The sequence below is a fragment of the Marinobacter guineae genome (genome assembly GCF_002744735.1).
Classification (GTDB): domain Bacteria; phylum Pseudomonadota; class Gammaproteobacteria; order Pseudomonadales; family Oleiphilaceae; genus Marinobacter; species Marinobacter guineae.
Genome location: NZ_KZ319341.1, coordinates 443,811 through 468,435, shown reverse-complemented (window position 1 = coordinate 468,435; position 24,625 = coordinate 443,811). Strand labels below are relative to the sequence as shown.

Here is a 24,625-nt window from a genome sequence, read left to right as displayed (position 1 = left end):
CGGTAGGTACAATCCGTTACCAATTTTCTGGCCCCCGGAGCGATGGCTTCGTCTACACTTCCGGAAACGGACGCACAGTTTTCGTGCGCCGTGCGGTATCAATAAGATGCAGGAGTGAAGGCACCATGAAAATCAAAGATCTGGTCAACTACTGGGACAAGCATGCTCGTGGTCGGCTTACCCGAGACGCTTATTTCACAGCGTTGTCTGACCAGCATCACAAGCGCCTCGAAAAGCTCGCAGCGCTCTATCCAATGAAGTCATCCCAGGATCTGATGCGGGATCTGATTTCCGCAGCACTGGATGAGATGGAAACCAGCTTCCCTTATGTTCAGGGCACCAAAGTGGTGGCTTATGACGAGGATGGTTTTGAGATCTACGAGGATCAGGGCCTGACTCCGAGGTTTGTCAGTCTGAGCCAGAAGCACATTCAGCGTCTCAAGGCTCGCCAGCTGGAATCAGTAGCCTGACGGGCAGTTAATTGCCCGTCGTTGCCTATTTGCCTGTCTTGTCCTTTCCTTCCAGTCTGTCCTTCAGCGGACTCTGGCGAACCAGATCGTCCAGAGCCGCACCAATCATATCGTTCAGGATATCGCTCTCACTGCGGTCCGGGTATAGCTCGGCCAGTGCAGCCACCCGTGCAGCATCCTCCAATGGAAGGCGCAAATTGTAATCGTGCGTGCGTTCCACGGGCTCCTTTTGCTTTTCCCAGTGTTTGGGCAGGTCAGTAACCTTCATGATGACTCCTTATAGCTAGAGGCTTGAATCGCCAATAGACTTTCTCGACTGTTCCTTAGTATCGTAAGTTTACTTTGCCTCCGTCAATTCAAAAGGACGTCAATGTGACTGAGTTACACCCCGATCTCCGAGAAAACGTGCGAATGTTGGGCGAGCTGCTGGGCCAGAGCATACGACGATACCCCGGGCAGGATTGTTATGAGTTGATCGAGGAAATCCGGGCCGCGGCAAAGGCGGACCGCCTTCACGAAAGTGGCTCGGGCCAGAGGCTGGTGAGCTTGCTGGGCAAGCTGCGCGATGACGAGCTCCTGCCGGTTACCCGGGCTTTCAACCAGTTTCTGAACCTCGCCAACCTGGCTGAGCAATACCATGGCATACGGCGTAAACGAGGCCATCAGTCTGATCTCATGGTTGAATCTCTGAGTGAGGTTTTTGATCGCCTGAAAACCGGGGGCATCAGTCCGGAGGAGCTCCACAAGCGGGTTGCCGATCTGCGGATCGAATTTGTTCTGACCGCTCATCCCACCGAAGTGGCCCGCCGCACACTGATCATGAAATACGATGAAATGTCGGATTGCCTGGCCAGGCTGGACCATGACGACCTGATGCCCGCGGAGAGCGAGGAAATTGCGAACCGCCTGTCCCAGCTGGTTACAGAAGCCTGGCATACCGACGAGATTCGCCATGAGCGGCCAACAGCAGTGGATGAAGCCAAATGGGGATTTGCGGTGATTGAAAACAGCCTCTGGCAGGCGTTACCGCAGTTTCTGAGAAGCCTCGACACCTCCTTGGAGGGGGCTACTGGTAATGGGCTGCCCTTGCAGGCGTCTCCAATCCGGATTGCGTCCTGGATGGGGGGCGACCGCGACGGTAATCCGAACGTGACCCATAAAGTTACCCGCAAGGTTTTCCTGCTGGGGCGCTGGATGGCTGCGGATCTATACCTGAGGGATATTCAGGCATTGAGAGCCGAGCTGTCCATGTGGCAGGCAAGCGATGAGCTGATGGCAGTTGCTGGTGGTTCCCGGGAACCCTATCGGCATGTCCTCGCCGAACTCCGTGACCGGCTGATTAAAACTCGAGAGTGGGCCGAAGCGAGCATTAACGGCGAACCGGCGGATAACACCGGAATTTTATTCGAAAACGAGGGCTTTACCGGGCCTCTGGAGCTCTGTTACCGGTCTCTGGTTGATTGCGGCCTGGAAACAATTGCCAATGGCCCGCTGCTCGACACAATTCGCCGGGCCCACACCTTCGGCCTTCCTCTGATCCGGCTGGATATTCGCCAGGAGGCTAGTCGTCATGCCGAAGCGGTGGCCGAGATGGTGGATTATCTTGGTTTGGGGGATTACCTGTCCTGGTCCGAGCAGGAGCGTCAGGCATTTCTGGTGCAAGAGCTTCAGGGCCGCCGGCCAATGGTGCCCCGGAACTGGGAACTCTCGGAGTCGGTTGCGGAGGTGCTTGCTACCTGTGAGGTCGTGGCTCAGCAGACCCCCCAGGCTTTGGGTTCCTACGTAATCTCCATGGCCAGCAAGCCATCCGACGTACTGAGCGTGATTCTGCTACTGCGGGAATCCGGAATGAAATACCCGATGCGGGTGGTGCCCCTGTTTGAAACCCTGGACGACCTGCGTGGCGCGCCGGAAAGTATGGCTGCTCTGTATGAGGTGGAGTGGTACCGGGAATATTGCCAGGGTCGCCAGGAAGTCATGATTGGTTACTCCGATTCCTCCAAGGATGCCGGCCAGCTCATGGCCGCCTGGGCGCAGTATCAGGCCCAGGAGAAGCTCACCCACGTTGCGAACCAGTACGGTGTGCACCTGACTCTGTTCCATGGTCGTGGCGGCACCGTCGGTCGTGGCGGTGGTCCGGCCAATCGGGCGATTTTGTCCCAGCCGCCGGGCTCGGTAAACGGCAGTTTCCGGATTACCGAGCAGGGTGAAATGATCCGCTTCAAGTTCGGTTTGCCCAGGCTGGCGGTGCAGAGCCTGACCCTTTACACCACAGCGGTTATCGAGGCGACCCTGGCCCCGCCACCGAAGCCGGAGGACAGTTGGCGTGAAACCATGGACTGGCTCACTGAGCGCTCCCTAAAGGCATACCGGGACGTGGTCCGGGAGAATCCGGATTTTGTACCCTATTTTCGCCAGGTCACGCCGGAGCAGGCCCTGGGTAAACTGGCGCTTGGCAGCCGGCCGGCACGCAGAAAAGCGACCGGTGGCGTGGAGAGTCTCCGGGCTATTCCCTGGATTTTCGCCTGGACCCAGATGCGGCTGATGTTGCCCAGCTGGCTTGGCAGTGATGTGGCTCTGGAAGAGGCAGCTCGGGATAATCGGCTCCCCGTCCTCAGAGAGATGATGCAGGGCTGGCCGTTCTTCCGCACCTATGTGGATATGCTGGAAATGGTGCTGGCAAAAGCAGATTTGCGCATTGCCAGCTATTATGAGCAGACCTTGCTGGATGACGAGAAACTCAAAGCTCTCGGCGAAAGCTTGAGAGCGCGACTTATGGGTTGCATTCAGCGGCTTCTTGAGCTCAAGGAGCAGAACGACTTGCTGGAGGACGAACCGGTGTTCGCCCACTCCATGCGGGTGCGTAATCCCTACACGGATCCGCTGCATTATTTGCAGGCCGAGTTGCTCAGACGTGATCGGGAAAGTGAGGGCAAAGGCGAAGTGCCTGAGCTGGTAGAGCGGGCCCTGAAAGTGACCATGGCGGGTATCTCTGCGGGCATGCGCAACACCGGCTAATAGTGCTGGATGGAGGTCGGGTAGCCCGACCGCTGACGTTGGATAACAGGAGTAAGCTGTGGCACTGGCTGCACGATTGGAGCGTTTTCTGGCCCGCAAGGGCATTGGTTTTCAGGAGTTGCCGATTGATCAGGTTACCAGCCTGGATTCAGCGGTAATCGCCTCAGGGTTGCCCCAGGCGGATTTTATCCGGGGAACATTGTTGATTGATATCAACGGAGTGATGATGGCCGTCCACAAGTTCGATAGCTCTCTGGACCTGGATGCGGTTCATCAATTGACCAGTCGCCGGTTGCAACCTCTGACCGCTCGTCAGACCATGCGCCTTTTCGCGGATTGTGATCCGGGATTTACTCCACCTGTAGGCCAGGCTTATGAGCTTCCGGTGGTGGTGGATGAAGATGTCCTCAAGGCGGAGAGGGTGCTTTTCTCCAGCGGTACCGATCACTCTCTGGTAGAAATGGATGGCCGGTCCCTCAGGTTGGCGCTGGAGGGTGCCAGGGAAGGGCATCTGGTCATCCGTGGGCCGGGAAATGGCAACCGTGAGGCGCTGACCCTGGAGGAAGTGGCCGACAAACTCCAGAAACTCTACCGCCTGCCACCAATGCCAGCCCTTGCCCTGCGCATTCTCCGGCTGACCGCAAATACCGATGCCACCGCCCGCGAGCTGGCCGAGCTCATTGAGTTTGACCCGAGTCTGACGGCCCAGATCATGCGTTATGCCCGATCTGCCCTGTTCAATTATCCCGGCCAGATCAATTCGGTGCAGGAAGCGGTAACCCGAGTGCTCGGCTTTGATCGCGTCGCCCATATTGCCCTCGGTATCGCGTCTGTCAGGGCATTTGAGGTGCCCCGCCAGGGGATGCTGGGTATGGATAATTTCTGGTGCCACTCGCTGTATTGTGCGTTTCTGTGCCAGACCATTGCACCAAAATGCGGTGCCGAGAAAGGCCTTGGTTATCTGTGCGGGCTGCTACATAACTTTGGCCTGTTGCTGGTGGGGCACCTGTTCCCCTCCGAATTTGATGAGCTTAATCAGCTCCGTGAAGCCAACCCTGAAGCCAGCATGCATTCCCTTGAGCAGCAGGTATTCGGCCAGGGGGATGGGCAGGAAATTCTTGCTGTGGGCCATGGTGCCATTGGCGGAATCCTCCATCGCCTGTGGCAGTTGCCTGATCCAGTGGTCAAGGCAGCCGGCGTTCATCAGCAGCCCGGCTATCATGGTGAGCATGAAAATTATGTGTTGATGGTGCAGCTGTCGAATGCCTTGCTCAAAGAACGCGGCATCGGTGATGAGTTCAATCCCGACGATGTGCCAGCGCTGGTGGAAGGACTGGGCCTGCAGCCAAATATGCTGGATGAACTCAAAGCAGAAATTGACCGGGTGGCTCCGGATCTGGACGCCTTGGCCAGCTCCCTGTCATCCTGACATCCTGGCGTTGTTTGCGGGGGAAATGCGCACTTCCGGTGCATGATACGGAGGTCGACTTTCTCTGAGGTGGCTGACTTCGTATAATGCGCCCTCGCTGATTCCGGCTAACACCTGTTCCGGATAGGAGAGGCTGTCGCAAAGGCGGGGGTTTTTGCCACAGCTTTTCAAACGATAATGACTAAAACGGGAGCACAGCGTTATGCGAATCATCATGTTAGGCGCGCCGGGCGCAGGTAAGGGGACTCAGGCCCAGTTCATAACCGAACGGTTTGATATTCCCCAGATCTCCACCGGTGACATGCTGCGGGCGGCGGTCAAAGCAGAGTCCGAGCTGGGTAAGCAGGTGAAGGAAGTCATGGCGACCGGCGGCCTGGTGTCCGACGATATCATCATTGCTCTGATTGAAGAGCGTATCCAGCAGCCGGATTGCAAGAACGGCTTCCTGCTGGACGGTTTCCCCCGCACCATTCCCCAGGCTGAGGCCTTGAAAGATCAGGGGATTGCCATTGATTATGTTGTCGAGATTGCTGTCGACGACGAAGAGATCGTCAGCCGCCTGTCCGGCCGCCGGGTTCACGAAGGTAGTGGCCGGATTTACCATGTAAAATATGATCCGCCCAAGGTGGAAGGCAAGGACAACGAAACCGGTGAGCCACTGGTTCAGCGTGAAGATGACAAGGAAGAAACGGTGCGCAAGCGTCTGAAAATCTACCACGACCAGACTGCACCGCTGATCGGTTACTACCAGGACTGGGCATCAAAAGATCCGGCCGCGGCGCCCAGGTACGTGCGCGTTGAAGGTGTTGGCAGCCTGGACAGCATTCGCGACCAGATTCTGTCCGAACTCAAGTAAATCCACGGCATCCTGACCTGAGGTTTTCACACGCGTGAAACTGCTGGCACTGGATACGTCATCAGAGGGCTGCTCCGCAGCCCTTCTTGTTGATGGCGAGATCTCTGAACGTTTTGAGCTTGCCCCGCGAGGCCACACCCGGCTGCTGATGCCGATGGTACGGGAGCTGCTCCTGGCGCAGGACCTTGTGCCTGCCGATCTGGATGCCCTGGCGTTTGCCTGTGGCCCAGGTTCCTTTACCGGCCTGCGTATCGCAACCGGGGTGGTACAGGGGCTAGCCTGGGGGCTGGATATTCCGGTGGTACCGGTTTCTTCTCTTGAAGCGGTTGCTCTTGGCGCGATCGAAACCCTGGCTGTTCCCGAGAACAGCGGTATCGCCGTGGCCTTTGATGCCCGCATGGGGGAGGTCTACTGGGGCTGTTTCGAGTGTCGTGCCGGTCTTCCGGTTTTGCTGGGTGAAGAGCATGTGTGTCCTCCTGCAAACGTTACTCTCCCGTCGGGGCCCGATTACTGGTATGGCGTTGGGCAGGGCTGGCAGTATCGCTCCGGAATGCCCTCCGCAATAACCGGGCAGGTAGAAACAGTCGACGAGGCTTTGGTGCTTCGCGCCTCCTGGGTTGCCCGGTTGGCCGCTATCGCGTTCCGGCAGGGTAAGGCGGTTCCGGCGGAGCAGGCCCAACCGGTGTATATCCGCGACGAAGTGGCCTGGAAAAAGTTGCCCGGTCGGTAGCCTGTTCGATCACCCAGGCCTGAGTGAAGACTGAACAGCTGTCTTTTCTTCCGGGCAATAATCTTCCATACTTCCATCTAAAGTTTTCCTGTCATCCAGCCATCGGTACCTGAACATGATTGGCGGTATCAATCCGGGCAACAATTTCGCTTCGCAGACCGGCAATAACAGCCAGGTCCGCGAGCGCAGTGATGTCGCACGCGCTCCCGCTTCATCGCCTGAGAAAACGGGCGAATCAGCTCGTCGTGATCTTGCCGATGGCCGCCAGGGTTTGACCAGTGAGCGAAACCCCACCGAAAGTATCGAGCGCAGAGTCGAAGCCAGGCGTGCTTCCGAAGATGCCCGTCTCGAACGTTTCCGGGCTGATGAAGTCTCCTTGCCCGCCGCCCGGGCCCTGTCGACATTTGCTTCCGTTGCGGCCGCCGGTCAGGAAGCCAGTAACGGCGGCAGCCTGGCCGGAATTGATATTCTGGTCTGATGCCTGATTCTTCTGCTTCTTTTGTAATGCCCCCCGACTGGCACCAAACCATTGCCATTGCCCGAAGTCCACTGGGGGACAGGTTTCAGGCCGAGTCTCTGGCCGAGTCACTGTTACTGGAGAATCTGGGCGTGGTGCGACCCAGGGACGTTCGCGACTTCCCGGTTCTGTTGTTCCTGGATGAGCAGGGCCTGGGCCTGCAAGTTACCGGTAAGGGAGCGCCCGGGCCGGTGCGGGCGGAATTCGTTACCGGCAAGATGGGTTATCGGCGTGAACATGGCGGAGGGGCAGGTCAGCTGGTTGCCAAGGCTGTCGGCCTGCAGAAAACCCGCGCCAACCTGCATATTGTCGATGCCACGGCCGGGCTTGGCCAGGATGCGTTTATCCTGGCCGCTCTGGGGTGCCGGGTAACGCTGTTTGAGCGCAATCCGGTGATCCATGCGCTCCTGGCGGATGGCCTGGCCCGTGCCGCTCTGAACGTGGACTGCGCGGCAATCGTTGAACGCATGCAGTTGATGGAAGGCAGCAGTATTGATTGGCTTGAACGGGCTGGTGGTGAGGCCGCGGATGTAATCTATCTGGACCCGATGTTTCCGCACCGGGATAAGTCGGCCCTGGTCAAAAAGGAAATGCAGGTGTTCCGGACGGTTGTCGGTGACGACGATGATTCCGGGTCGCTGCTTACCGCGGCTCTTGCAGCCGCACGTTATCGGGTGGTGGTCAAGCGGCCGCGAAAAGCGCCGGCAATTGCCGGGCCGGAGCCAACCACCCGCACCGAGGGCAAAAGCAGCCGCTACGATGTCTATTCCATCAAGGCCCTGCCGCCCCAGTAAACCGTTAGCCTGGGAGAAGCCCTCAGTCCAATCAAGAGCCTCAGGCTCCCATCATCGTAACCTGTTGAATCGCCTGTCGCTTCTCGACGCTCAGCACCAGCCGTGCGTCTTCTGCCACCTCGTCAAGACCCCCGCCATAACACAACAAGCCGTTGTCATCGGTGGTGATCACGCCGTTCTTCTGCATGTTGGCGATGAAATTCCGGAACAGACTCTTGTCGAAGAACTCCGGGGCATTCAGGCCAAACAGGATCGACATGCGTTCGGCAAGCAGCGCGCTCTGCTCTTCCAGTTCCGCTGCACTGATCTTGCCCGAGCCGTATTTCCGGAGGATACCGAGCGCGATGTGGTAGCGCTCGACGGTCTGGATGATGAAACGTGACAGCACCCGAAGTCTCAGCATGGCTTCGGTGCCTTCGCCCGGTCGGCCGATCCGGTCGCCGTCCAGAGGCTTCAGCAAACCCTGGGCGATCAGAACATCGATCCACTGATTGATGACGGTTTCGGTCTCATCCGGCTGGTACTTCAGGAACAGCTCGGATTGCAGATAGGGATAGGCCACGCTGGCCAGGAACACGATTTTCTCGCGCCTCAGGGAATCCTTGTTCTCAAAGAGGCTGGCAATCAGCGACGGCAGCGCGAACAGGTGCTGGATATTGTTACGGTAGTAGGTCATCAGAATCGCATTGCTGCCTTCCAGGGCGATGATGTCGCCCAGCTTCTGGGGCTGGCGGTTGATCAGCCCCATGCCCTCGCAGTATGCCACCCAGTCTTTACCGCTGCCTTCAGGCAGGGTGACCGTCTCGGCATAGGGGAAGGCTTTAAGCAGGGCGACGTACTGATCCATCAGCCGGATCAGCTGGCCTTCGTCCATGGCCAGGCGCTCGGTCCCGAGCAGAACCGTCGCTGCCATGCCAATTGGATTAACCGCGACAGAGGCATTGATGTTGGAGGCTACCCGGAATGCGAGCTCGGATACGGCCGTGTTAAGCCAGGCTGGGCGGTACCCGGCGTCGTAGGCTTCCTCGCGCCAGCTGTCGTGGACATCATCCAGAACTTCGGAAAGGTGAATGGCCTCACCGAAATTTACCGCCACGCGACCAAAGGAATTGCTCAGTTTGCGCGCCGTTTTGGCCAACCCGAAGACACTCTCTTTTTCTTTTTTCTTGCCGCGTAGTTCACCAAGATACGAGCGCCCCTCCATAACCTTTTCGTAGCCAATGTAAACCGGCACAAAAACAATGGGCTTGCGGTGGTCCCGGAGGAAGCTGCGGACGGTCATCGCCAGCATGCCTGGGCGGGGTTGCAGCATCCGCCCTGTTCGGCTTCGGCCGCCCTCGACAAAGTATTCCACCGAATATCCCCGGGAAAACATCACATGCATGTATTCGTTGAAAACGGTGGCGTACAGCGGGTTGTCCTTGAAACTGCGGCGCATGAAAAAGGCGCCGCCCCGGCGCAGGACAGGACCCACGATGGGCATGTTGAGGTTGATTCCTGCCGCAATGTGGGGTGGCATCAGGCCGTTCTTGTAGAGCACGTAGGACAGCAGCAGATAGTCGATGTGGGAACGATGGCAGGGCACGTAAACGACTGCATTGTCCTGGGCGACCTCTTTCACCACCCGGATGTTATTGATGGCAATGCCTTTGTAGATCCGGTTCCACAGCCGGGACAGCACCACCTCAAGAACGCGAATGGTGACGACAGACATGCTGGCGGCAATTTCGTCGGCATACCTGTAGGCTTTGGCGCGAACCTTTTCCGGCGGAATATCGTCTTTGGCGGCCGTTTCCCGAATCGCTTCCTTTACTGCCTGGGTCCGCACCAGACCTGCGACGAGGGTGCGGCGGTGGGAGAGGTCCGGTCCCAGGACAGCCTGGCGTACCCGACGGAAGTGGGTTCTGAGTATCCGGGCCAGTTTACGGTTGGCGCGCTCTTCGTTATGGCGGTATTCATCAATGACCTGTTTGAGCGAAAGGGGCTGATTGAACTGGACGTATGTGTTGCGGCCGTGGACCATAATGATCAGAAGCTTCTGCAGCCTGCCGGCAATGGACCAGGTGTCAGACAGCAACAGTTTTACCAGGGATTTCTCCTTGTCCGGGGAGCGGCCCCAAAACAGGGAAACCGGAACGATCTGGACGTCCTGATCCGGGTGTTCGAGGCCGTAGTGAACCAGGGCCTGGAACTCGCTGGTGGGCGCCGGTGCCTGGCGTCCCCGGAAAAAGCCGCCAATCCGGCGGTATAGAAAAAAGAATGAATGCGATGGCCCATTTTTAACCGGCAGTGCTTCTGCCGCTCCGGGCAATCCGGCCCGGATAACTTCCTGTTCCAGAACCAGCCGGCCGGAGAGGGAGCTGTATTGCAGCACGTAACATACCGGCTTGTCCGGATCCAGGGCGAGGGCGTCAACGCTGTTGCCGCTGACATCTGTCCGGACCCAGATAAACAGTATCTTGCGCAAAAGGGTCAGGATCAGGCTGCGAATGCCCTGGTAAAGACGCATAGAGTGCAACTCCGTTGAAAAGACAGGTGCCAAGTTTACTTGGTTGAGTACAGAGCGGAAAGTCGAGGTTGCATTCTTGGCCAGTGAGGCAATGTGGTACATTTCAGCCAGGCCTTATAATCACTCAGGCAGCACATCAAATGGTGGTCTCGATGACTCAGTGGAAACCCGGCTGGACAAACATGCCGCCGGATCAGAACGACCTGATTCTGGCGTTTTCGGGGTCGGGCGTGGTGAAGCCGGATAACGGCTGGCTGCACCCCCGTGGCAGCGCGCTATTCGGGGATCTCCTGTCCGGTGCCGTCTCTTTGGGAACCTTCGACGGTCGTGATGTATTCGTGACCGAATTGCCGGAAAGTGTTGTCGAAGACCAGGAGATCATTCCTCTAAGGGATGCTCTGCTAATGATGAGCGATGCCCCTGCGGATATGCTGAGTACTGGTTTCCAGGTCTGGCAGTGGTGGCGGGACCATCAGTATTGCGGGCGCTGCGGTGAGGAAACCGGCTTTCATCCCCGGGAACGTGCCAAATGGTGTGAACCCTGCGGGATTCCCTGGTACCCGAGGCTCGCCCCCTGCGTTATTGTCGTTATTCGTCGGGATGATCGTCTGCTGCTGGCCAGGTCGTCACGGGTCAAACGCCACTTCTACAGTCTGATTGCCGGATTTGTTGAGCCGGGAGAGAGTCTGGAGGGTGCGGTTTGCCGGGAGGTGAAAGAGGAGACCGGCCTGGATGTGACCAATATCCGATACCACGCGTCTCAGCCTTGGCCCTTCCCGCACCAGCTGATGGTTGGATTCTTCGCTGATTACGCCGGAGGGGACCTGGTGTTGCAGGAAGACGAGCTCGCGGATGCCGACTGGTTTTTACCCGGTGACACCCCACCGGTGCCCCCGGAAAGCACGATTGCAGGACGTCTGATTCGGGCGATGGAAAAGGAAATTTCCCGGGGAGGCATTCCGGTTTGAGCGATCAGATGCCGCCAAGGATTCTGGTATTCGATTCCGGCATCGGTGGTCTGAGTGTTGCCTCCTGCATTCACCGGCACCTGCCGGGGGTAGACCTGGTCTACCTGGCGGATAACGCCGGATTTCCCTACGGTGACAAGCCCGAAACGGTGGTCATCGACCGCTGCTGTACCCTGATTGCCCGTGCCCTTGAGCAATACCCCTCCGATGTCATCGTGGTGGCCTGTAATACGGCCAGTACCGTGGTCTTGCCCCATTTGCGAGCAATGACGTCGGTGCCAGTGGTGGGCGTGGTGCCCGCGATCAAGCCCGCGGCAGCGAAAACCCGGAATCGTCGTATCGGACTCCTGGCAACGCCGGCCACCGTTCGGAGACCTTATCTGGACAGGCTGATTGAGGAATTCGCCGGCGATTGCCTGGTGGAGCGTATCGGGCATCCCAGCCTGGTGCGCTGGGCGGAAGATCTGGTTTGCGGCGGCGTGGTTCCGGTCGAGGAGCTGACGGATGCCATGACGGCTTTTCGTGAGGCCGGGGTAGATACGGTGGTACTGGGTTGCACCCATTATCCGTTGTTACTGGAGAGCCTGAAGCAGAGCCTTCCTTCAGTCCGGTTCTGGATGGATTCCGGAGAGGCGATCGCTCGCCGAGTAGCGTGGCTATTGGCACAGACAAATCAGCTGGTCGATGCCGGGCGTCCGGTCGCTGAACCCGCACCTTCGCCAGTCAGTGCCGCACTTTTTTCGGGTTCAGCGCCCGAAGGTATCGCCCGGTTCATGTCTGAACTGGGCTTGTGCGTGCAGCTGGTGAGAGGAGACTGGCCCGCCGAGCCCCCGGCGCCTAAAGAAGCCGGGTCAGCTTGAACATGGCGAGAAATTCCAACGCCGGAATAGACCGCTTGTGGCAGCAGTAGGTCTTGAAGTTGTCTCCCCGAAAGCGTGACTTGGTGAACTCCAGCCCTTTGAAGTTGTAAAGGAAGTTGCCTTTCTCATAGAGCCCGTGCAGCAGGCCTTTGAGCAGGCGGCTTTCTTGATGTTCAGTCGCCGGATCGAGAGACAGGGGAATCAGTCCCAGATCCAGGTAGGGCACGCCTTCGGCTTTGAAAACGTCCATGGCATGGGCCATTAGGGTGTAGAAAATACCCTGGCGAAAATCGGCATTGGCCCGGGAAATGTTGGGCACGTAGCTGATGATTTCGTTGTTACGGTAAATCGGATCAAAGTAGATAAAGCCGACGGCCCTGCCATCCTGGTAGGCGTAAAAGTGCCGTTCATTCTCCCGGTATTCCATTTCCATGGGCCGGATCAGGAAGCGGATCTCATTGCTTTTACACTTTCGGGTCCGTATCCAGGCCTCGGAGATTTCCCGGGTATGATCGTCGCTGAAGCGTTCCATGACGGTAATGCCGGTCTTTTCCGCCTGGTTCAGCGCGGTTCTGAGGATCTGTTTCTTTTTCCCGCTGAGCGACCACCGTGCAAGATCGATTCGGGATTCACTGCCGAACTGGGTACCGTAGAGACCAAAGCGCAGATGCAGAAAATCCACCACTGGCTTTGATACCTGAATGTAACTGGCGCTCGGGAAGCGTTGATGAAAACTTTCCAGTAGCCTGCCGAAATCGCCCGGCGCACAAACCGGATCCGAGAGGACAAATGTCCCGCCCCATTTTCGCATGTAGGCGATATAGCCCATGCCCGGCACATCAAAATACTGCATGCCCGGCTGGAGCGTTGAAAAGGACTGGGAGTGGGTTCCGAATTTCTTCAGATAGCCAACCCGTTCGCTGAAGGTGAACGAACCGCTATCCAGTGTGCCGATTCTGTCCAGTGCGAGTATCTGATCCGACATGCTGCTGCTCCCCGATTGTTTTTGTTGGATGATCCTTGAGCGACGGAACTCAGGCCTGCTTGCGCCCGAGAATGGACCAGTAGCAGTTCATGTTCAGGAGCTTGAAATGCTTCTTCTCGGTGACCTGGAGGCCAAGGCGCTGCATGTGTTCTGGGTAGTTGTAGATCTTGTGGAATGCGTTGTTGGCAAACAGCCAGAAAGTGAATACGGCCATGTACCAGTACAGCTTCTTGAACATCCGGGAGAGGATGTTCCCGGTGGGGTAGCAGAAGTCGCCGACAACCACTCTGGCCTCTGGCTTGCCCAGGCGAATCAGGTGCTCCAGGACGCGGACCATCATGTCTTCATCAAATACGTTGAGGAAGAAGTTGGCCACCACCATGTCGTATTGCTCGAACTCGTCCACTGTCATGATGTCGCTGTGGATACGGCGAATGGTCAGGTGGGGGGCCTCTTTCTTCTGGGCTTCGCCAAACTTGCGCAACATGGTTTCTGAGAGGTCTACAACGGTAACGTCCGCGCCCAGTTCGGCTGCACGGATGGCGTCCCGGCCATGGCCAACGCCGGCAAACAGAATCCGGTCTCCGGGTTTGACGGTCTCAACGTCCAGCATGGCGGTTTTGCAGCGGTGGATATTCTTTCCGCTGTAGAGGTTGCTCAGGAAATCGTAGACGGGCCCAATGTATTTGTACTTGTCGCGCATGATGACTGCTGCCTGTTCTTGTTCCTTGGATGCCGCCACCGTTTTTATCATTTTTGGCCCGACAGGCTGTCGGGCATTCCGGTGGTCAACGCCTGATGGATTTGAGCTTAGAGAACAGGGTGGGAGAAATATGTGCAGTAATGCGCATTTCCGGATACACAAAGTAACGAACTGCAATACTTTGCAAACCAGATCGCGGTTTTATATCTGAATGTCCGACAATCGATAATTGTCTAACCGAACGAGGCTGCCCGGGCTCTGGTGATTCCGAGGGTTTTCGCAATTTCGGCCGCGGGCCGTGCAGGGCCGTAGAAGAAGCCCTGAACCTGATGACAACCAAGGCTTCTGAGATACTCAAGCTGTTCGTCGGTTTCCACACCTTCCGCAACAATCTCGAGCTTTAGGCCGTGGGCCATGGCCACAATGGCATTCACGATGCAGGCGCCGTCGTCGCCGCTGCGAATGGCCTTTACGAAGGACTGATCCACCTTCAGGGTGTGTATGGGAAGGCGGTGCAGGTAGTTCAGGGAGGAGTAGCCGGTGCCGAAGTCATCAATTGCAATTCGTACTCCGAAGGAGGCGAGTTCGCGGAGCTTCTGGCTGATCTGCTCCAGATCATTCATGATCACATTTTCGGTGATTTCAATCTCCAGGTTGCCGGCCGGGAATTTGTGAGCCTCGACCTGTTGCATCAGGGTCTCCACAAACCGGGGGTGCTCCACCTGGATGGGGGACAGGTTGACCGCCAGGCGGAGATCCGAATGGCCTGAACGAATCCAACGCCCGACATCCTGGCAGGCCTGGTCGAGAACACGCTCACTGAGTTGGCCAATAAGCTTGGTTTCCTCTGCCAGTGGCAGGAAATCCCGGGGATAGAGCAGGCCTCTTTCCGGGTGCTGCCAGCGTACCAGTGCCTCCAGCCCAACCACTCGGTTGGTTTTGGAGCACACCTGAGGTTGATAGAAAACCCGCAGCTCATCACGCTCCAGCGCCTGGCGCAGATCCCGTTCCAGATTCAGCCGGTTGGCAGTATCGATGCTCATGCTTTCGGAATAGAAACGATAGCTGTCCTTGCCCTTGGCCTTCACGTGGTACATGGCAATATCGGCGTTCTGGATCAGATGATCCATGGTCTCGCCAGCCTCCGGGAAGATGGAGATACCGATGCTTACGCCGACAAACACTTCATGGTCGCCCAGTTGGAAAGGCGCTCGAAGTGCATCGATCAGCTTTTTTGCAATTTGCCTCGCATCCTCATGGTTGTGGATGGATGGCAGCAACAGGGTGAATTCATCACCGCCGAACCGGGACAGGGTGTCGCCCTTGCGAAGGCATTTTTCCAGCCGGTGCGTTACTGCCTGAAGCAAACGATCCCCCATGGCGTGCCCCAGGGTATCGTTGATGACCTTGAAACGATCCAGATCAAGGAACATCACCGCCAGTTTCTGGCCGCCGCGCTTGGCATGTGTGATCGCCAGTTCGAGACGGTCTTTGAACAGGGCCCGGTTTGGCAGGCGGGTGAGCAGGTCGTGGTAGGCCTGGAAGTTAATAAACGCCTCGGCCTCTTTCCGTTCGGTCACATCCCTGGCGGTACCGTAATATTGAGCGCCGTTACCGTTGCCACCCCCCTGGGTTGCCCCGGAGTGAGGCCAGGTCTGAGGATCAATGGGAAAGGCGGTAATCTCGAAATGGCGGGTTGCCCGGCGGCTGCCGCGGGTTTTCAGGCGGACTTCCAGGGTTCGGGGGTTGTCTGCAGTGATGTTGGGCCCCTTCAGGGCCATGGTTCCCCGGGTGACATCCCGATCGTCAAGGATATGCCGGAAATGCTGACCGCAAAGTTCCGAAGGCTGGTATCCCAGCAAACTTTCGACCTTGCTGTTTATAAAGCAGAAGTGGCCCTCCTGATCGAGCATGAAGACAATATCAGGAGAGCTGTTGACGATGTACCGGTGCAGGGCCTCGGATTTCTCAAGCCGCAACTGGATGTGTTCGTGGGCTTTGAGGAGGGATTTTTTGCCGATGACGCTTTCGACAGTCGCCAGTAATTCCTCGGGATCAAATGGTTTGCGGATATAATCCAGGGCGCCCCGTCGCAGTGCCCGGCTGACGGAACTGAAGGAACTTTCGCCGCTGACAACGATCACGCCGCATTCCGGTTGTCCTTTGGCAAGGTGGGCCATAACGTCAAACCCGGTCACGTCCGGCATTCGCAGATCCAGTAGCGCCAGGTCGAACCCCTGCTGGTCGATCAATTCGCAGGCTTTCCTGCCACCATGGGCTTCTGATACGTCGTAACCACGACTGCGCAGCAGCGAGGCCAGTGTGTCGAGCAGGCGGGGTTCGTCATCCGCCACCAGTATCCGTGCCGTTAACCCGTGACTGAAAGGCTGATCAGTGAGTTCAGGTGCCATCGGTCTGTGTCCGTTGTTTCTGCGTCAGTCGGTCTCGTTTTTTTTATGGCTGGCCGCCGGGAACAGAATCCTGAAGGTGGTGCCTTCCTGTCCCGTGCGACAAGCTATGATGCCCTCCATGTCATCAACAAGCTGTTTCACAATGCTCAGGCCCAAACCGCTGTGGCCCTCTCCTTTTGTGGTCCTTACTGGTGAAAACAGGGTGTCCCTGACTTCATCGGGTATTCCGGTACCCGTGTCCGTGATCTCCAGTTCTACCCATGTGCGCTGATTCTGCCACACCGGGCAAGACGTGCGGACCTCTACGGTACCACCTTCATCCGGAAGACTCTCGGCCGCATTGCGGACCAGATTGATCACAACCTGGCGAATCCGGGTGGTGCCAGCGGCAACCAGTGATGGCTGGCTGCAAAGCGTTAACTTCAGATTGCGATTGTCGGAACTGAACAGGCTATCTTCCAGAATCCGGGCCAGGCTTTCCAGCTCTGGATTCAGTTCAACACTATCCGAATTGTGTTCCGTGGCGTCCGTGTGGCTCATCTGCAATAAAAGGTTACCCGCCCGGTCAAGCTCATCCCGGATGACGTCCAGTTCCTGTTTAACCCCGGCATCCTCCAGCCGGCCTCTGAGCTGATAAATATACTGCCGGATGATGGTCAGGGGATTGCTGACCTCATGAACCTGTTTGCGTAGCTGGTCACGGGCTATTTCCTGGTCCAGCTGTTTGTCGTCAGCTGCGGCTTTTCCGTCCGGGAGAGGCCGGTTAGCGAGTACAGTTGACAGCTGGCGAGTGAAAATACCCGCCAGCTCCAGTGTGGTCTGCAACTGGTCGTTGTCGGTGCCAAGGGCAAAGACTCCTGGGCAGTCGTCGCCATTGACGACCGGAACGGCCAAAAGCGACGGGGTATGTAACAAGGATAGCAGCTGCCGGTCGAGTACGGTTGGTGATCGCTCCCCGAGGGTGACGGGCAGTCCTGAAATAAAGGCCTCGGTCAGAACGCTGCCGCCAGGTTTGGCAGTCACCGCCAGGTCCGGAATATCGCCAATGGTTCCGGACAGGAGCACCAGATTGTCCCCGGCATGTCCAAAACACAGTGCGGGGAGGCCTGTGATCAGGGTCAGACTGTTGACGGTTTCGGCGAGGATGTCCTTGGTTTCACCGGTTACATCGGCAAGGTTGATCGCCTGGCTGGCCATGGCCTGGCGCAGAATGGTCTGCTTCAGTTGCCTGGATGCGTTCTCGCCGTTGTATTCCTCATCCAGTGGGATGCCAAGGGATGCCGCCATGCCGGACACCTCATGCCCGATCCGGCGATTGATCTCACGGGTGAGCTCCTCATTCAGCCCGAATACCGTACCGGCCGCCGCAATGCCTGCAGCATCGGACAGAGCAAGACGGGTAGCCAGGCTGATCAGCTTCACCAGGTGCCCGGCATCCCGCAGTTCCGAAGGGAGTGCCTGCTGGTAGCGCATGGCATCGGCCGCCATTGGCCCCAGGCCCCACGAAGACACAAGCTCGGCGGCAATGTCGGATTGATGATCAAGATAGTGTTGCTTCGTTTCGGTCGCTGGCGTTTTAATAGCAATCAGTTCACCGATGTTGTGAAGCATGCCCAACATGAATGCTTCGTCAGGCTCCGGGTAGCGGGTCAGGGTGGCAAGTGCCCGTGCGGTCAATGCCGTGGTCAGTGAGTGCCGCCAGAAATCCCTGAGTTGCTGCCACTCGTCACCCCCGAGTTCAAACAGGAGCTGGCGCAGGGCTGCGGTCAGGACAAGTGTATGGAATCGCCGGGTACCCAGCCTTAACAGGGCCTGATCTACTGACCGGATCGGGGTTGAAGGGCCATATAGTGCAGAATTGGCGATGGCCAGTATGCGGCTTACCAGGGCTGTGTCGGCGGATACGATCTCGCTGATCTTTCGGTAGCTTTCGTCCTGATGACATGCATCGAGCGCCCGCAGGGTCACCTCCGGGAGGCTCGGAAGCTGTAAATCAGGCGAAACGTGCATAGGCTTACCTGCCGTGCGATAAAAAAAGTCAGTGGCTGACGGATCGTTCATTCTTGTTGTCCGAAAAGAGCTTAGACAATAATACGTCGTTATTAAATACTTATTGCTGTTTTTTTGAGCAATATATTATCTGATTCGTGATATGTGTAGAATTTTGACAGGTTAAATAGCCCGCAACCGTAAAATCAGGGACCTAGATTACCGGTGATGACTGCCAAAGAACCTGTAAAGCACAATCCGAACCAACCCCGAACCATCGCTATTACCGGAGGTAAGGGTGGCGTGGGCAAGACCTCGGTCGCCTTGAACCTGGCGCTTACCCTGGCGAGACAGGATAAACGGGTTTTGCTTCTGGATGGTGACACCGATCTGGCTAACGTCAGCATCATGGTGGGCCTCTATCCTCGTAAAACCCTTGCCAACGTGATGGCCGGGGAGTGTCGGCTTGAGGACATCATTCTGGAGACCGACTACGGTCTTCACATTGTTCCGGGTGCCTCCGGCGTCCAGGAATGTATGGATATGGGGCCGGCCGAAAGCCTGCGCATACTCCGGGCGCTCTACAATCTTGAAACCCGTTACGACTATGTGATTACCGACACCGCGGCGGGTTTACAGGCCGCCGGGCTGCATATGATTGCAGCCACGGAGCTGGCCTGCATGGTGGTAACCCCGGATCCTGCATCCCTGACAGATGCCTTCTCCCTGATCAAGGTCCTCCGGCGCAGGGGCTATAACCGAACCCCCAGCATTCTTGTCAACATGGCCCAGGGGGCCAGCCAGGCCCGCTCCGTTTTCCAGCGCCTTGATGCAGCCGCACAGCGCCATCTGGAGATCTCGCTGCATTATATGGGCGGAATATGGCGGGACGAAACTCTCCGCCAGTCAGTTCTGAACCAGAAGCCCGTTGCGCTGTTACCGGTGTCAGACCCATCCTGCCGTCAATTTCATACCCTCGCGGATATGCTGAATGTACGGCTCTCCCAGCTTCCCAGACGAAAGGCCGGTATCGCAGCATACTGGCACAAGGTGTCTCGCCGGGCGCCGGTAGCTATACCAGCCCCGGCATCTGCGCCCGGGAATGTGGCGGAAGAGGAAGCTCCAGATGTTAAAACGCAGTGCCTGAATGCGGTGAGCCAACTGGAGGCGGTTTTCGCCCAGACGCCGGTCGACCCGATGCTGCGTTATGAAGCATTTACCCGGCTTTTTGCACTTCTGGGGCGCACGCTGGACAGCGATGTCATTGAAATCGTTCAGACCGGGCTCGGGTCGTTTCAGTGGGAAAACCTCAATCCGGAGCGTAAGAGCCACCTGGCCACTCACCTGCGGGAGCTTGCGGACCAGATTTCGCCTCCCCCACGAGAAACAAAGAAACCGGAACCTGCTTCTTCGGTTCTGCGCGAGCCCTTTTACGACCGCGTCAGTTTTGGAGAGCAGGATCGTCTGGTGCGCGTGTTGAAGGAGCAGCCCGCGGATATTTCCCTGGATCAGCTTCTGCGATCACTCTCGGGCAATGATCAGGGCCGATCCTGATAGGCAGTAAAACCTACCTCCTTTTCCGTCATTTTATTAGCACTTTTTGTAGCGTAACTTTGCAGTGTGTCACCGCTCTGTCACCAAAGTTGTGCAAGGATTGAGCATTAATCTGAATCGTGGCCCGCAATATGCAGTGGATCTGGTGTATCTGATTCGCAAACTTTCCTCTGCCGGCAGGTATGCGCCGGCGACGCATTGAAATGAGAAGGAGTTCTCCCATGGCAACACAGCAGCTGAATCCCGGTGCATCTTCAAAGGTGCTGGAACAGCTCCGCGGAAGGCACGTACTGATCACCGGCACCACCGGTTTTCTCGGCAAGGTGGTACTGGAAAAGCTTATTCGCGCCGTTCCCGATATCGGCGGCGTTCACCTGCTGATCCGTGGTAACAAGCGCCACCCGGATGCCCGGGGGCGTTTTCTCGATGAAATTGCTACATCGTCGGTATTTGATCGCCTTCGCCAGGAGGATAACGAGGCTTTCGAAACTTTCATTGAGGAGCGGGTGTATTGCGTTACCGGTGAAGTCACAGAGCCACTGTTCGGCTTGTCCGGTGATCGCTTTCGCAAGCTGGCCAGCGGCATTGATGCGGTGATCAACTCAGCCGCCAGTGTCAACTTCCGTGAAGAGCTGGACAAAGCCCTGGCGATCAACACCCGGTGCCTGGAAAACGTTGCCGAGCTGGCGCGCCAGAACAAGTCACTGGCAGTGCTTCAGGTTTCCACCTGCTACGTTAACGGTATGAATGCCGGCCAGATTACCGAATCGGTGATCAAGCCTGCGGGCGAGTCCATTCCCCGCAGCACGGAGGGCTATTACGAGATTGGCGAGCTGGTCCGGTTGCTAGAAGACAAGATTGCCGATGTCCGGTCACGGTATTCTGGAAAGATGCTGGAAAAGAAACTGGTGGACCTGGGCATTCGTGAAGCCAATCACTATGGCTGGAGTGACACCTACACCTTCACCAAATGGCTGGGTGAGCAGCTTCTGATGAAGGCACTGTCGGGTAGGGCATTGACCATTTTGCGTCCCTCAATTATTGAAAGCGCCCTAGAGGAGCCTGCACCCGGCTGGATTGAAGGTGTAAAGGTGGCAGATGCCATTATCCTTGCCTATGCCCGTGAGAAGGTCACGCTGTTCCCGGGCAAGCGCTCAGGGGTCATTGATGTTATTCCCGTGGATCTGGTGGCCAACGCCATCATCCTGGCCACCGCCGAGGCGATAGGGAAATCCCCGCGTCACCGAATTTACCAGTGTTGCAGCGGCAGCTCCAACCCGGTTTCCCTGGGCGAATTCATTGATCACCTGATGGCGGAATCCAGAGTCAATTACGCGGAATACGATCAGCTGTTCTATCGGCAGCCGACCAAGCCGTTCATTGCCGTAAATCGCAGGCTTTTTGATGCCGTGGTCGGTGGCGTGCGCATTCCCCTTAGCATTACCGGGAAGGTGTTGAAAATGTTGGGCCAGAACCGGGAATTGAAAGTGCTTCGGAATCTGGATACCACTCGCTCTCTGGCAACCATTTTTGGCTTCTACACGGCGCCGGATTACATCTTCCGCAACGATGACCTGCTGGCTCTGGCCTCGCGTATGGGAGAGCTGGACAAAGTGCTGTTCCCGGTCGATGCCCGCCAGATCGACTGGGCGGTTTACCTGCGCAAGATTCACCTTGCCGGGCTCAACCGGTATGCCCTGAAGGAGCGTAAGGTCTACAGCCTTCGTTCGGCAAAGACCCGCAAGAAAGCGGCGTAAAAAACCTGAGCCCGGTCGCTGCGGCCGGGCCGCCTTCCAATGTTGCCAGTTTCCCTTACCGGTTTGCCATTGGCCCCGATAGAACTATCCTTTAAAGAGCTTCTCGTTCGGCACAAATAACCCTTGTTTTCTTGTGGGTTAGCGGCCAGTTTTGGCCAAAAGTTCAGGCGCATTAGGACGTTAGTCTAATTCATTGTGTAGTGGCACACATGTTGAACTACGACTATCCGTCTAGAGGACCGGAGAGGTCCCAGCGCTCAGAATTCCAAAAACCGACAATGACAACAGACTCTGACAAAGGGGGAGCACAATGACTGATAAACAGGTATATCCGGTGAGCCCGGAAGTGGCCAATCGGGCCCTTCTGAACCGGGAACAGTATGAAGAAATGTATCGTCAGTCAGTTGAAGACCCGGATACTTTCTGGGGTGAGCACGGCAAACGCCTTGACTGGATCAAGCCTTACACCAAGGTGAAGAACACGAGCTACGATTACAACAATCTGTCCATTAAGTGGTTTGAAGATGGCCAGCTGAACGCATCCGCCAACTGCCTGGACCGTCATCTGGAAAAGCGTGGGGACCAGACAGCTATCATCTTTGAAGGTGATGATCCTGCCGACTCCCGCAAAGTCACCTACCGCGAACTGCACGAAGAAACCAGCAAGTTTGCCAACGTCCTGAAAGATCTGGGCGTGAAGAAGGGCGACGTTGTGACCATCTACATGCCGATGATCGTGGAAACGGCTGTTGCCATGCTGGCCTGCGCCCGCATAGGGGCGATTCACTCCGTTGTATTCGGCGGTTTCTCTCCAGAAGCACTGGGTGCCCGGATTGTTAACGGTAAATCCCGTTTCGTGATCACTTCCGATGAAGGTGTTCGCGGCGGGCGCAAGATTCCGCTGAAGAAGAACGTGGATGCGGCCCTGAAGAACGAAGACGCCGCCAGCGTTGAAAAAGTGGTTGTTGTAACCCGCACCGGTAACTCCGAAGTGCCCTGGAACGATGCCCGCGACGCGCGTTATGAAGATCTGATGAAGACTGCGTCGGCCGACTGCCCGCCGGAGCCCATGAACGCCGAGGATCCGCTGTTCATGCTGTACACTTCCGGCTCCACCGGTGCGCCAAAGGGCGTTCTGCATACCACTGGCGGTTACATGGTCTACACGTCCATGACCCACGAGTACGTGTTCGATTACCACGATGGCGACGTGTATTGGTGTACCGCAGACTTTGGCTGGGTTACCGGCCACAGCTACATCCTGTACGGCCCGCTGGCCAATGGTGCCGTAACCGTTCTGTTTGAGGGTGTGCCCAACTACCCGGACAGTTCCCGCATGGGCCAGGTAGTCGACAAACACAAGGTGAACATTCTTTACACCGCGCCGACCGCGATCCGTGCCCTGATGGCGGAAGGTGAGTCCTGCATGGACGGCACCAAACGCGATAGCCTGAAACTGCTGGGTTCCGTGGGCGAGCCGATCAATCCGGAAGCCTGGGAGTGGTACCACCGCGTTATTGGTAACAGCAAGTGCCCCATTGTGGACACCTGGTGGCAGACCGAGACCGGCGGGATCCTGATTTCCCCGCTGCCTGGCGCTATTGATCTGAAGCCGGGTTCCGCCACGGTTCCCTTCTTCGGTGTCCAGCCTGCTCTGGTGGATAACGATGGCAATATCCTGGAAGGCAAAACCGAAGGTAACCTGGTTATCCTGGACAGCTGGCCTGGCCAGATGCGCACGATCTATGGTGATCATGAGCGTTTTGTCCAGACCTACTTCAGCACCTACAAAGGCATGTACTTCACCGGTGACGGCGCCCGTCGCGATGAAGATGGCTACTACTGGATTACTGGCCGGGTCGATGACGTTCTGAACGTTTCCGGTCACCGTCTGGGTACCGCGGAAGTTGAAAGCGCACTGGTCTCCCACGACAAGGTTGCGGAAGCGGCTGTTGTTGGCTACCCACACGAGATCAAGGGGCAGGGCATCTATGTCTACGTCACCCTGGTTCACGGTGAAGAGCCATCCGATGAGTTGAAGAAGGAACTGGTCCAGTGGGTGCGTAAGGAAATTGGTCCCATCGCTTCTCCGGACGTGATTCAGTGGGCACCCGGATTACCCAAAACCCGATCTGGCAAGATAATGCGCAGGATTTTGCGTAAGATTGCGTCAAACGAGCACGATCAGCTGGGCGACACCTCCACTCTGGCGGACCCTGGCGTGGTGGATGATCTGATCAGCGGTCGTGCAAACAAGTAAAGCCCGCTATTAATCGGGCTTAGCACCTGTAAGGAATCTGTTGAATGGCACAAACTATTATCGTCGCTGATGATCACCCACTGTTTCGAGCAGCACTGAAGCAGGCGGTCAGTCAGGCGGTGCCGGATGCCGAGACGGTTGAAGTCGACAGCATCAAGGCGCTGCAGGCGGCGGTAGAGTCGCACCCGGACGCGGATCTGGTCTTGCTGGATCTCAATATGCCGGGTGCCCATGGCTTCTCGGGGCTCGTGTTTATGCGCGGGCAATACCCGGGGCTGCCGGTGGTGGTTGTGTCGGGTTCCGAGGAATTGCAGGTGATGCGCCGCTCGATTGACTACGGTGCCTCCGGCTTCATTCCGAAGTCGGCACCGTTGCCCACCATCACTGAGGCCATTCAGGCCGTCCTGGAAGGGGATGTCTGGTTGCCGCCAGGTGTGGCGGACAAGATCGAGCGGATGCACTCGGACGCCACGGACTTTTCAGAAAAACTGGCGTCGCTGACACCGCAACAGTTCCGAGTGCTGGGTATGCTGGCCGAGGGGCTTCTGAACAAGCAGATTGCCTATGATCTGGATGTTTCAGAGGCGACCATCAAGGCGCATATTACGGCGGTGTTCCGGAAACTGGGTGTTCGTAACCGCACTCAGGCGGTGATTGCAATTCAGCAGATGGAGATTGATCCTTCGGATCAGTCGTTGTCTGGTAGCTGATGCTCAGCTTTGCTTATGAATAGAAAACGGGAGCCTTCGGGCTCCCGTTTTTTGTACTGATGAAGTTAAAAAATTTAGCATTGAGGAGTGAGCGGCGGGGCAGCA

19 protein-coding genes are annotated in these 24,625 nt (G+C 57.0%); 13 read left to right on the top strand and 6 right to left on the bottom strand.

Annotated features, from left to right (window positions below; genetic code table 11):
- Window positions 1–125: 125 nt before the first annotated feature.
- Window positions 126–470 carry a pilin assembly protein gene (locus CLH62_RS16530; RefSeq protein WP_099619282.1) on the top strand — a complete coding sequence of 115 codons (345 nt, stop codon included), beginning with the start codon at window positions 126–128 and terminating at the stop codon, window positions 468–470.
- Between the two features lie 25 nt (window positions 471–495).
- On the opposite strand, the gene CLH62_RS16525 is transcribed toward CLH62_RS16530, so the two are convergent.
- Window positions 496–738, bottom strand: a complete 243-nt coding sequence (locus tag CLH62_RS16525) for a hypothetical protein (RefSeq protein ID WP_099619281.1) — start codon at window positions 736–738, stop codon at window positions 496–498.
- Window positions 739–842: 104 nt separating this feature from the next.
- Here CLH62_RS16525 and ppc point away from each other — a divergent pair, with 104 nt between their 5' ends.
- The 6 genes from ppc (at window position 843) to CLH62_RS16495 (ending at window position 7,814) form a co-directional block, all read left to right on the top strand.
- Window positions 843–3,488, top strand: a complete 2,646-nt coding sequence (ppc, locus tag CLH62_RS16520; protein ID WP_099619280.1) for a phosphoenolpyruvate carboxylase — start codon at window positions 843–845, stop codon at window positions 3,486–3,488.
- 58 nt (window positions 3,489–3,546) lie between these two features.
- Complete coding sequence (locus CLH62_RS16515; RefSeq protein ID WP_099619279.1) at window positions 3,547–4,917, top strand: HDOD domain-containing protein; 1,371 nt, start codon at window positions 3,547–3,549, stop codon at window positions 4,915–4,917.
- Window positions 4,918–5,119: 202 nt separating this feature from the next.
- Complete coding sequence (gene adk, locus CLH62_RS16510; RefSeq protein WP_099619278.1) at window positions 5,120–5,773, top strand: adenylate kinase; 654 nt, start codon at window positions 5,120–5,122, stop codon at window positions 5,771–5,773.
- Between the two features lie 34 nt (window positions 5,774–5,807).
- Window positions 5,808–6,503 carry a tRNA (adenosine(37)-N6)-threonylcarbamoyltransferase complex dimerization subunit type 1 TsaB gene (gene tsaB, locus CLH62_RS16505; RefSeq protein ID WP_099619277.1) on the top strand — a complete coding sequence of 232 codons (696 nt, stop codon included), beginning with the start codon at window positions 5,808–5,810 and terminating at the stop codon, window positions 6,501–6,503.
- Between the two features lie 115 nt (window positions 6,504–6,618).
- Window positions 6,619–6,981 (top strand): UDP pyrophosphate phosphatase, encoded by a 363-nt coding sequence (locus CLH62_RS16500; protein WP_099619276.1) that lies wholly within the window; start codon window positions 6,619–6,621, stop codon window positions 6,979–6,981.
- Window positions 6,981–7,814 (top strand): class I SAM-dependent methyltransferase, encoded by an 834-nt coding sequence (locus tag CLH62_RS16495; protein ID WP_099619275.1) that lies wholly within the window; start codon window positions 6,981–6,983, stop codon window positions 7,812–7,814. Before CLH62_RS16500 ends, CLH62_RS16495 begins: the two co-directional genes overlap by 1 nt.
- A gap of 40 nt (window positions 7,815–7,854) precedes the next feature.
- On the opposite strand, the gene plsB is transcribed toward CLH62_RS16495, so the two are convergent.
- The gene (plsB, locus tag CLH62_RS16490) at window positions 7,855–10,323 is read right to left on the bottom strand and encodes a glycerol-3-phosphate 1-O-acyltransferase PlsB (RefSeq protein ID WP_099619274.1); all 2,469 of its coding nucleotides are present in this window, start codon (window positions 10,321–10,323) and stop codon (window positions 7,855–7,857) included.
- Window positions 10,324–10,475: 152 nt separating this feature from the next.
- Here plsB and nudC point away from each other — a divergent pair, with 152 nt between their 5' ends.
- Together nudC and murI are read left to right on the top strand one after the other, a co-directional pair.
- Entirely contained in the window at window positions 10,476–11,291 is an 816-nt protein-coding gene (gene nudC, locus CLH62_RS16485) for an NAD(+) diphosphatase (protein ID WP_099619505.1), read from the top strand.
- Window positions 11,288–12,151, top strand: coding sequence for a glutamate racemase (gene murI, locus CLH62_RS16480; protein ID WP_099619273.1), 864 nt, complete (start codon window positions 11,288–11,290; stop codon window positions 12,149–12,151). Before nudC ends, murI begins: the two co-directional genes overlap by 4 nt.
- Here murI and CLH62_RS16475 read toward each other — a convergent pair.
- The 4 genes from CLH62_RS16475 to CLH62_RS16460 form a co-directional block, all read right to left on the bottom strand.
- Entirely contained in the window at window positions 12,129–13,136 is a 1,008-nt protein-coding gene (locus tag CLH62_RS16475) for a DUF2156 domain-containing protein (protein ID WP_099619272.1), read from the bottom strand. The two genes, murI and CLH62_RS16475, sit on opposite strands and share 23 nt — an antisense overlap.
- 49 nt (window positions 13,137–13,185) lie before the next feature.
- Window positions 13,186–13,839, bottom strand: a complete 654-nt coding sequence (locus CLH62_RS16470) for a class I SAM-dependent methyltransferase (protein WP_099619504.1) — start codon at window positions 13,837–13,839, stop codon at window positions 13,186–13,188.
- Window positions 13,840–14,072: 233 nt separating this feature from the next.
- On the bottom strand, window positions 14,073–16,250 hold the full coding sequence (locus CLH62_RS16465; RefSeq protein WP_099619271.1) for a putative bifunctional diguanylate cyclase/phosphodiesterase: 2,178 nt from the start codon (window positions 16,248–16,250) through the stop codon (window positions 14,073–14,075).
- A 24-nt stretch (window positions 16,251–16,274) separates the two neighbouring features.
- On the bottom strand, window positions 16,275–18,260 hold the full coding sequence (locus CLH62_RS16460; RefSeq protein WP_099619270.1) for an HDOD domain-containing protein: 1,986 nt from the start codon (window positions 18,258–18,260) through the stop codon (window positions 16,275–16,277).
- A 207-nt stretch (window positions 18,261–18,467) separates the two neighbouring features.
- Between CLH62_RS16460 and CLH62_RS16455 the strand changes: the two genes are divergently transcribed.
- The 4 genes from CLH62_RS16455 (at window position 18,468) to CLH62_RS16440 (ending at window position 24,520) form a co-directional block, all read left to right on the top strand.
- Window positions 18,468–19,793: an AAA family ATPase gene (locus CLH62_RS16455; protein WP_099619269.1), complete on the top strand. Its 1,326-nt coding sequence runs from the start codon at window positions 18,468–18,470 to the stop codon at window positions 19,791–19,793.
- Between the two features lie 221 nt (window positions 19,794–20,014).
- On the top strand, window positions 20,015–21,550 hold the full coding sequence (locus tag CLH62_RS16450; protein ID WP_099619268.1) for a fatty acyl-CoA reductase: 1,536 nt from the start codon (window positions 20,015–20,017) through the stop codon (window positions 21,548–21,550).
- A 310-nt stretch (window positions 21,551–21,860) separates the two neighbouring features.
- Window positions 21,861–23,810 (top strand): acetate--CoA ligase, encoded by a 1,950-nt coding sequence (gene acs, locus CLH62_RS16445; protein ID WP_099619267.1) that lies wholly within the window; start codon window positions 21,861–21,863, stop codon window positions 23,808–23,810.
- 44 nt (window positions 23,811–23,854) lie between these two features.
- Window positions 23,855–24,520 (top strand): LuxR C-terminal-related transcriptional regulator, encoded by a 666-nt coding sequence (locus tag CLH62_RS16440; RefSeq protein WP_099619266.1) that lies wholly within the window; start codon window positions 23,855–23,857, stop codon window positions 24,518–24,520.
- Window positions 24,521–24,625 lie beyond the last annotated feature (105 nt).

Coding starts and splice junctions, on each gene's coding strand:
- CLH62_RS16530 (WP_099619282.1), top strand. CDS start 126: ATGAAAATCAAAGATCTGGTCAACTACTGGGACAAGCATGCTCGTGGT.
- CLH62_RS16525 (WP_099619281.1), bottom strand. CDS start 738: ATGAAGGTTACTGACCTGCCCAAACACTGGGAAAAGCAAAAGGAGCCC.
- adk (WP_099619278.1), top strand. CDS start 5,120: ATGCGAATCATCATGTTAGGCGCGCCGGGCGCAGGTAAGGGGACTCAG.
- CLH62_RS16500 (WP_099619276.1), top strand. CDS start 6,619: ATGATTGGCGGTATCAATCCGGGCAACAATTTCGCTTCGCAGACCGGC.
- CLH62_RS16495 (WP_099619275.1), top strand. CDS start 6,981: ATGCCTGATTCTTCTGCTTCTTTTGTAATGCCCCCCGACTGGCACCAA.
- plsB (WP_099619274.1), bottom strand. CDS start 10,323: ATGCGTCTTTACCAGGGCATTCGCAGCCTGATCCTGACCCTTTTGCGC.
- nudC (WP_099619505.1), top strand. CDS start 10,476: ATGACTCAGTGGAAACCCGGCTGGACAAACATGCCGCCGGATCAGAAC.
- CLH62_RS16475 (WP_099619272.1), bottom strand. CDS start 13,136: ATGTCGGATCAGATACTCGCACTGGACAGAATCGGCACACTGGATAGC.
- CLH62_RS16470 (WP_099619504.1), bottom strand. CDS start 13,839: ATGCGCGACAAGTACAAATACATTGGGCCCGTCTACGATTTCCTGAGC.
- CLH62_RS16465 (WP_099619271.1), bottom strand. CDS start 16,250: ATGGCACCTGAACTCACTGATCAGCCTTTCAGTCACGGGTTAACGGCA.
- CLH62_RS16460 (WP_099619270.1), bottom strand. CDS start 18,260: ATGCACGTTTCGCCTGATTTACAGCTTCCGAGCCTCCCGGAGGTGACC.
- CLH62_RS16455 (WP_099619269.1), top strand. CDS start 18,468: ATGACTGCCAAAGAACCTGTAAAGCACAATCCGAACCAACCCCGAACC.
- CLH62_RS16450 (WP_099619268.1), top strand. CDS start 20,015: ATGGCAACACAGCAGCTGAATCCCGGTGCATCTTCAAAGGTGCTGGAA.
- acs (WP_099619267.1), top strand. CDS start 21,861: ATGACTGATAAACAGGTATATCCGGTGAGCCCGGAAGTGGCCAATCGG.
- CLH62_RS16440 (WP_099619266.1), top strand. CDS start 23,855: ATGGCACAAACTATTATCGTCGCTGATGATCACCCACTGTTTCGAGCA.